This window comes from Micromonospora sp. DT47, from assembly GCF_049844475.1.
GTDB lineage: Bacteria > Actinomycetota > Actinomycetes > Mycobacteriales > Micromonosporaceae > Micromonospora.
Window position 1 is genome coordinate 435794 of sequence record NZ_JBNCLC010000003.1, and the last position, 7697, is coordinate 443490.

Consider the following 7697-nt stretch of genomic DNA (forward strand, 5'->3'; position numbering starts at 1 on the left):
ACTTTGAACAACTCTCGGCAAGACCGGCCTGATCTTCGCGGTCACCTACCTTGCCATCCAGATCGGCCGCAGTCTGTTCCTCGTAGTCCTGTTGCGGGGCCACGAGCTGCTACATGTTGCTGGACGGGCGGCGATCTGGCATGCCGCCACCGGAGTGCCCTGGCTTATCGGGGCGGTCGCCTCGAGCACAACACGTACGGCGCTGTGGACGCTCGCGGTTGTCCTCATCTACGTCGCACGGTGGTTCAGCTACCCCCTGCCAGGACTCAAACGCCTGGCCGGTGGGGACTTGCCGCCCGGCGGCGAGTACATGGCCGACCGCCACCGAGCACTGTTCGTCATCGCCCTCGGCGAAGTCATTCTGGCCATCGGATCGAGCCTCACCGGTCGCGGCTTTTCCACCGACCAGACCGTGGCGTTCGTGGTGACATTCGCCGGCACAGCATTGATCTGGCGGATCTACATTTTCCGTGCCGGAGAAGACATCGGACCGGCCATCAAGGCCTCAGCCAACCCCGACCGGCTCGGCACCCTGGTGTCCTACGCACACCTGGTCATGATCGCCGGCCTCGTCGTCACCTCGGTCGGCGCCCAACTGGTCATCGACGACCCGTTCGGCCATCCACGCGCGACCGCGACCGTCACCATCCTCGGCGGTACCGCGCTGTTCCTTACCGGTCGGACCCTCCTGCAGTACCTGGTGTTCGGCCGCGTCTCCAGAAGCCGCGTCATCGGGCTGATCACGCTCGCCTGCCTCCTGCCGCCGATGCTGCTCCTGCCACCGCTCGTCAACGCCTTCGCTACCGGCGCAGTCCTCACCGGCATCGTCATCGCCGACAACATTCGTGGACGACGGCACCCCGCACCGATCTCCCCACCAGGTCCCCACCGCCCCAGCAACACGTGACCAGGACCGCCGAGCGCCACTCTCCCCGTCAACGTCACGATCGGCGGGAGTGTCGCGCATCATGTGGAAACCGGCACTTCGCTGGCCTCCGGGAGCGGGCCGGGCTGCCCGGCATCCGCTTACATGACCTGCGGCACACCATGGTGACGCTGCTCCTGGACCTGGGCAGCCGTCGGAGCGCACGCCGGTGGCGACCACGATGGCCTGGGACACCACCCTGCGGTTGACCCTCGCCTTGCAGTAGGTGGCGTCGAGGAACACGTAAGGGAACGCCGCCGTGGCCAGGGACCGGTCCCGGAAGGCCCCCACTTCCTCGTCGAGGTCGGCGCAGATCCGCGACACCTCCGACTTCGAGATCCCACTGTCCGCACCGAGGGCTTTGACCAGGTCGTCGACCTTGCGCGTGGACACGCCGTGCAGGTAGGCCTCCATCACCACCGCGAACAACGCCTGATCCACCCGCCGGCGCCGCTCGAGCAGACTCGGGAAGAACGAACCCGTGCGCAGCTTCGGGATCCGCAAATCGAGATCCCCGGCCGTCGTCGTCAACGTCCGCGGCCGGTGGCCGTTGCGCTGCGCCACCCGACCCTCGGCGCGTTGATGCGGGGCGGCGCCGATCACCGCGGTCAACTCCGCCTCGATCAACGCCTGATAGATCGTCTCGGCTGCCCGCCGGACACGGTCGTTCACGTCGGCTGCCTTGAGTGCATCCAGCACCTCCAACAAGGCAGACTGGTCCAGGGTCATCGCGTACTCCGTCCTCTGCGTGTTCTTGGTCGTTCACACAGAGACTCACGCGATGACCCACCTCTATATCGGAGGCACGCCGAAGCAGGTCAGCTTCTACACCACCCGGCGGGACGCAACCCCCTGGGCTCGTTGGCTACCCGCTGTGAACGTGGGGTGATCGGATGCGGTCGGGCCTATCCGCTTCTGCCGAGAACAGTGCGTCGAGCGGGAGTGGCACTATGGGTAGCCCGGCGGCCCGACATGGGGAAGCTACGGTCGGTGGCCTCTGCCCGGCGTCCGTCTGCGGGTGCAATTCGGCGCGCTCGTCATTCCCACGATGTATGCGCGGCGTTCAGCCATGCGCCGAGGAGTGGCAGCACGGCCCGCAGATCGGTTCCGTCGACTGATACGTGGGCGGCTGCGCGAGCCGCCGGGGTTGCATTGAAGGCGATGGCCAGCCCGACCGCGGCGAAGAGCGGCACGTCCGAGCGACCGTCGCCGACGGCCGCGCAACGCTTCGGGTCCACGCCCAGCTCAGCGGCCACGCTCACCGCGAAGTCGCGCTTGCTCAGCTCGTCGAACTGCTCGGCGACCTCCCCGCTGTAGCGGCCGTCAACCAGCTCCAGACGCGGTCCGCAAGCGCGATGGAAGCCGAAGCGGTCGCACAGATGGGCGCCCACGACGTCCCACGCCAGCGTGGCCAGCACGGGCGCCAGCCCGCGCCGGCGGCACCACAGAACCGTCTCGGCAATGCCGTCTACCAGCGGCAGCGACTCCAGGAACCCACGCACCTCCATGGGCGTTCGTGTTGCCCAGCCACGAGCTTCGAGGACGGCAGCCTCCTGGCTGCTCAGGGTGCCGGCGCCGTAACCGGCCTGCACCTCTTGAATGACCTTGGCATGGCCGAGGAACTCCGCCAGGTGCTGCCCGCTGCTGGTCGGTGCCACCGTCCCGTCGACATCAAAGAACACCGCTCCACGGATCACGGTCGCACGCTACCGGCCGCCAGGGGCAGCGCGAACTCGGGCGCAGCAACGCGCGCTCATGCCGCGGACCGCGCGTCACAAGCAGTGAGCGGGAGACGCGCAGGCTCAGCCTCCGGCCGTGCCGATGAGCGGACGTTCAAGCGGGACGGCCGAGCGCCGCGTAAGTCGCCGCTTATTGAAGGCGGCATTCCATCCGAAGAGACGCCATGCAGGTCGCGGGAGCAGGATGCGTCAGGCTGCGGCGAGCGCCTTGATGATGTTCCACTCGGCCAAGTCCAGCATCCACTGCCGATCCGGGAAGTCGGTGTCCGCGATGCGAAGTGGCCCCTCGATCAGGGACAGCGTCTGCGCGTATCGGTAGAGCTCCAGCCGGTGGGGATCGAGCTCGACCGGACGAAGCGCCGGGTATGTGTCGCCGAAGCGCATCTGCAGCCAGGCGTGGTCCCATTCGACGTCGAAGTACGCCAGGCCCTCGAAGTCGATCATGACGGCTTCGCCGGCCGTTGTGACGAGCACGTGATCAGGGCCGAGCTCACCGTGTACCAGCCCGTATTCCCCGCGTGCTGTAACCGCGCTCCGGAGGTAGCGCACGTGGGCGGCGATCCGGTGATGCGCATCGGCCAGTCGGGCGTCCCGGGCCGCTACTGCGTCAAGGTGGCCGAGCGCGCGATCGACGATGATGTCCTCCGTGCGTCGAGTCTGAGACGCCTCGCCGAGGGCGATGGCCGCGAGCTTGCCATAGTGCGGGCCGAGCGTGGTGTGCATGCGGCGCAAGGCGTCACCGAGCGCGGACAGCGGCGTGGCGGCCGCGGCGGGATCGCGTTCCATCAACGCCTCCAGCCGTAGCGCGCCGGCGTCTTCGACCAACGCGATGTCGGCGTCGAGGTAGCGGCCGTCGCGGTCGAGCATCATCAGATGCGGGACACGCACTTCTGCTGCGGTGAGCGCCGCGTGGTTAGCGGCGAACAGGTCCGCGCCCGACGCGTCGGTGAACGGGTCGTCCGGGACAGTGGGCGACGGTGGCCAGTAGTTCTCGCCCGCCGCCCACACGTATAGCGTCACGGTTGTCTGGTCGTCCAGCCCAAGCCGGTAGACGCCCTTCTTGCTGCCGCCGGTCAGTCGGTCCAGGCCAGCAAGCCGCCGGTCGGAGCCGAACTGCTCCGCCACCAAGTCGTGCAGATCATCTGGCTGCAGGAACACCCGCGTCATGGTCGCCTCTCGTCAGGTCGACCGGTCACGCTGCCAGGCCAAGCAGCGGCGCACAATCGAGTTAACGCGCTGGCCGCCATGACCTGCATGACACGCGTGCCAGCCTGATGATCTCGTAAGAGACAATGCCCGGCCGGCTGGGTCACAGGCGTCTGAGGCGGATCGTCACTGCGCCAGAGCGGAGCCGCGCCGTAAGGCCGCTAGGCATCCTCTATGCCGCTGATGGTGCGCGGCCAACATGCCGAGGACCGGGCAGTCGATCCGACGTCGATCAGGTCGCCTTCCGTGTCGCGCCTGTCTGCAGGGCGTCGAGGTCCCGTTCGGCGAACTGCCGGTGGTGCCACTCCTCGTTCAGGACGATCAGCAGGCACTCGCGTACCGGGAAGCTTTCCGGCGGCGGCCAGCCGGTCCCCTCGACGGGCTCGGTGCGCCTGGCCAGGGACTCGTCGGTCAGGCCGTCGACCACCGTGCGCACGGTCGCCATCCGGTCGCGGCGCAGCGCCAGGATCTCATCGAGCGAGGGATGGGCCTCGCGGTCCCGCGGGATCCCCGGGGTGTCGGGCATCTCGTCCCACGGCAGGTCGAGCGTGTCCCACGGCGAGGGGTCGCCGAGGATGGCCCGCCGCACCCACGCGTCGGTGGCGAACACCAGGTGGCGCAGGGTCTCGATGAACGACCACTCGCCGTCCACCGAGTCGTGCAGCTGCCCAGGGTCCAGGCCGCGAGCCCGCTCGACGGTGCCGTCCCAGAGCCGCTCGACGATGCCCCACGCTTCCCGGAAGCCGTCGGGGTCGGTGGGGCGCATCCTGGCTCGGACGGGGTCGCGCCGGTCGAGTTCCGCATTGACGAGAGGCGCGACGTCGACCCCGTTGACCACAAGGTTCTGGATCTCACCGTCGATCCGGACGTCGACCAGCTCGACGCCGCGCATCACCACCCCGCTCAAGTCGACGCCACGGAACCGGGCGCGGGAGAGGTCGACGGCACGGAACTCGGCATCGGTCAGGTCGACACGCTCGAAACGCGAGCCGCTCAGGTTGTCCCCCGTGAAGTCAGCCATTGCCGGACTCTAGCTGCACCCGGCGACAGGCCGCCGCCGTCGCGAGCGTGGTCCAGACGAGTTCCACTCTCTACGCCGTCCCGTTGACATCCGGACATGCCGCGTTCCGCTCGCCCGTACGGAAGGTCATTCCGCTGCGCCCCGGCCGCGGCACTCAAGTCGGGCGCGGACGTCTCGGTCACCGTGCGCTTGGACGCCAAGGTCAAGACCGCGGTCTCCTCGATCCCTGAGGACGCCTGGACCACGATGGAGTACACCGACGCCGTCTACGACGAACAGACCAGTCGTTTCTCCCGCTCGATGTCACATCCGCGGCCCGGCCGGTGTCTCCATGGCGTGACGACCTACCAACCCGTCGGCACAGCCACCGACACAGGAGGAGACATGGAGCACACGACCCGCATCCCCCCGGCCGAGATCACCGGCGTCAAGGGAGCGCTGATCAAGCGGATGATCGAGAAGAAACTGGGCAAGGTGCCGACGGCGGTGGGCGTCTACTGGCACAACCCCAAGGTGCTGTTCGCCAGCTTCGGCCTCGGCGGCAAGCTGCAGAAGTGGGACGCCTGCGACGAGGGCCTGAAGTCGTTCGCCCACATGGCGGTCGCGTCGCTAGTCGGCTGCACGTGGTGCCTGGACTTCAACTACTTCGAGACCCGCAACAAGGGGCTCGACGTGGAGAAGGCGCGCGAGATCCCGCGGTGGCGGGAGGCGGACGTCTTCACTCCGCTGGAGCGGGACGTCCTGGAGTACGCCGAGGCGATGAGCCAGACACCGCCGACCGTGACCGACGAGCTGGTGGACCGGCTGCACGCCGAGCTGGGAGCTCCCGCCGTGGTCGAGCTCACCTCGGTGATCGCATTCGCGAACATGAGCACGCGTGGCAACGTGGCGCTCGGCATCGAGTCCGACGGCTTCGCCGCCGCGTGCGGCTTAAAGCCGCTGGCCGAGCGACCGGGAGTAGCGTCCGCGTCATGAGCGAGGACCCCTTCGTCGCCCACCGCAGCCTGCTGTTCACCGTCGCCTACGAGATGCTCGGCTCGGTCGCCGACGCCGAGGACGTGGTGCAGGAGACCTGGCTGCGGTGGGCAGCCTTGGTCGACGCCGAGCGCTGCGAGGTCCGGGACCCCCGGGCGTACCTCGTGCGGATCGTGACCCGGCTCTGCCTCAACCGGCTGCGCACGCTCGCGCGGCAGCGCGAGGAGTACGTGGGCGAGTGGCTGCCCGAGCCCCTGCTGACCAGCCCGGACGTCGCCGAGGACGTCGTGCTCGCGGAGAGCGTGTCGATCGCCATGCTGGCGGTACTCGAGACGCTGCTACCGACGGAGCGCGCGGTCTTCGTGCTCCGCGAGGTCTTCGACGTGCCGTACGACGAGATCGCCGAGGCGCTGGACAAGTCGCCGGCGGCGGTGCGCCAGATCGCGACGCGGGCCCGCAAGCACGTGGCGGCGCGCCGGCCGCGGATGTCGGTGAGCCGCACCGAGCAGGAGCAGGTGGTCGAGCGGTTCCTCGCCGCGCTGACCACCGGCGACGTGCCCGGACTGCTCGAGGTGCTGGCTCCCGACGTGCTCGTCGTGGGCGACGGCGGCGGCCTGGCCCCGACAATCCCGAAGCCGGTCCGCGGGGCCGCGAAGCTCGCCCCGGTGATGGCCCGCTTCGCCGAGGTCGCGCCCGGCGCCAGGGCTTTCATCGTCGACCTCAACGGCGGCATCGCGGCGCGCATCGACCCCGGCGGCGAGAACGACACGGCCGTGTCGTTCGTCATCGAGGACGGCCGGATCACCCAAATCTACGCGATCCGCAACCCGCACAAGCTCGAGCGGCTGGGCGAGGTGGCCGAGCTTCGACGGTGAGTCCAGGCTTACGCATGCTCGCATCTGCCGCTGTCCGCGCGTTGGCCCCGCCCGGCGCAGTGCGCTGTCGTGCCGAAGAGCGGATGCTGAACTCACCGACTGTGCCGACGGGACCGGGCGGCTATCCGAAGCGGTCAGCCAGCTTCGTCAGCTTGGTGACGTACGCCGGCCAGTCATAGTCGTCGGGGATGTTGGTGTTCTCCCGCCGCAGGCCGATCGCCGTGTCGTGCTGCTCGCGCATGATGTCGGCGTGACCGGCGTGACGGGCGAGGTCGCAGGTCACGTGGACGATGATCCTTTGCAGCGTCACGTCCTGTCCACCTGGCCGCCACCACGGCACCTGCCCCGGCGCGTCGAGCGGTAGCTGTTCGATCGTCTGGTCCGCGAACACCCCGACACGGCGATACAGGTCGATCAGCCCATCCTTCGTCTCGTCCTCGCGCGCGTACCAGTCTGCCTGCGGGTCCTCCTCGAACGCCTGCATGGGGACCAGTTCCTCAGGCGTCGGGAATTCGCGCCCGAATGTGGGCCCGAAGTAGCCGGCTTCGACATTGAGGCAATGCTTGAGGACTCCCAGCAGGTTGTTGCCGGTCGCGGTGCGGGGCAGTCTGGCTTCGCGTTCGCTCAGCCCGTCGAGCTTCCAGATCAGGTCTTCGCGAGTCGCCTGGAGGTAGTGGTGCAGCGCAGCCTTCGCATCGCCCAAGTCAGCCATGCCCGCCAGTCTTCCTTATGCGCCGAGCCATCGTGCGGGGTGTCGTCTGCAAGATCAGCGCCCGGCTGGAGCGGTCGGCATCCTCATCTGGCCGCTGGTCGCGCGACTTTGCGGATGAGCGGTAGACGAGCGGCTGGCTATGCTCCGGTCATGAGCGAAGCGTCTCTACAGCCTTCCCCGTCGGCGGCTTCCACCGAGGCCGAGTCCCTGTTGTCAGTTCTCGAGCGCAACCGGCGGACCTTCG

The 7697-nt window shown here is 68.4% G+C and carries 6 protein-coding genes and 3 pseudogenes; 4 read left to right on the forward strand and 5 right to left on the reverse strand.

Going from position 1 to position 7697, the window contains the following annotated elements; all coding sequences use genetic code 11:
* Positions 1-25: 25 nt before the first annotated feature.
* Positions 26-907, forward strand: a pseudogene (locus ACLQ2U_RS07085) (low temperature requirement protein A); the annotation flags it as partial.
* Positions 908-1075: 168 nt separating this feature from the next.
* Here the strand turns inward: ACLQ2U_RS07085 and ACLQ2U_RS07090 are convergent.
* From ACLQ2U_RS07090 to ACLQ2U_RS07105, 4 genes and pseudogenes are all read right to left on the reverse strand, one after another.
* Positions 1076-1654: pseudogene (locus ACLQ2U_RS07090) on the reverse strand (transposase); the annotation flags it as partial.
* A gap of 308 nt (positions 1655-1962) precedes the next feature.
* Positions 1963-2622 (reverse strand): HAD family hydrolase, encoded by a 660-nt coding sequence (locus ACLQ2U_RS07095; protein WP_425749724.1) that lies wholly within the window; start codon positions 2620-2622, stop codon positions 1963-1965.
* 231 nt (positions 2623-2853) lie between these two features.
* Positions 2854-3831, reverse strand: a complete 978-nt coding sequence (locus ACLQ2U_RS07100; protein WP_425749725.1) for a phosphotransferase family protein — start codon at positions 3829-3831, stop codon at positions 2854-2856.
* A 271-nt stretch (positions 3832-4102) separates the two neighbouring features.
* Positions 4103-4891 (reverse strand): DinB family protein, encoded by a 789-nt coding sequence (locus ACLQ2U_RS07105; RefSeq protein ID WP_425749726.1) that lies wholly within the window; start codon positions 4889-4891, stop codon positions 4103-4105.
* Between the two features lie 144 nt (positions 4892-5035).
* Between ACLQ2U_RS07105 and ACLQ2U_RS07110 the strand changes: the two are divergent.
* The 3 genes and pseudogenes from ACLQ2U_RS07110 to ACLQ2U_RS07120 form a co-directional block, all read left to right on the forward strand.
* Positions 5036-5215 (forward strand): annotated as a pseudogene (locus tag ACLQ2U_RS07110) (IS1380 family transposase); the annotation flags it as partial.
* Between the two features lie 60 nt (positions 5216-5275).
* Positions 5276-5866, forward strand: a complete 591-nt coding sequence (locus ACLQ2U_RS07115) for a carboxymuconolactone decarboxylase family protein (protein ID WP_425749750.1) — start codon at positions 5276-5278, stop codon at positions 5864-5866.
* Positions 5863-6741: an RNA polymerase sigma-70 factor gene (locus tag ACLQ2U_RS07120; RefSeq protein WP_425749727.1), complete on the forward strand. Its 879-nt coding sequence runs from the start codon at positions 5863-5865 to the stop codon at positions 6739-6741. The genes ACLQ2U_RS07115 and ACLQ2U_RS07120 overlap by 4 nt, the downstream gene beginning before the upstream one ends.
* 121 nt (positions 6742-6862) lie before the next feature.
* Here the strand turns inward: ACLQ2U_RS07120 and ACLQ2U_RS07125 are convergent, their stop codons facing one another.
* Positions 6863-7453 (reverse strand): DinB family protein, encoded by a 591-nt coding sequence (locus tag ACLQ2U_RS07125; protein ID WP_425749728.1) that lies wholly within the window; start codon positions 7451-7453, stop codon positions 6863-6865.
* Positions 7454-7697 lie beyond the last annotated feature (244 nt).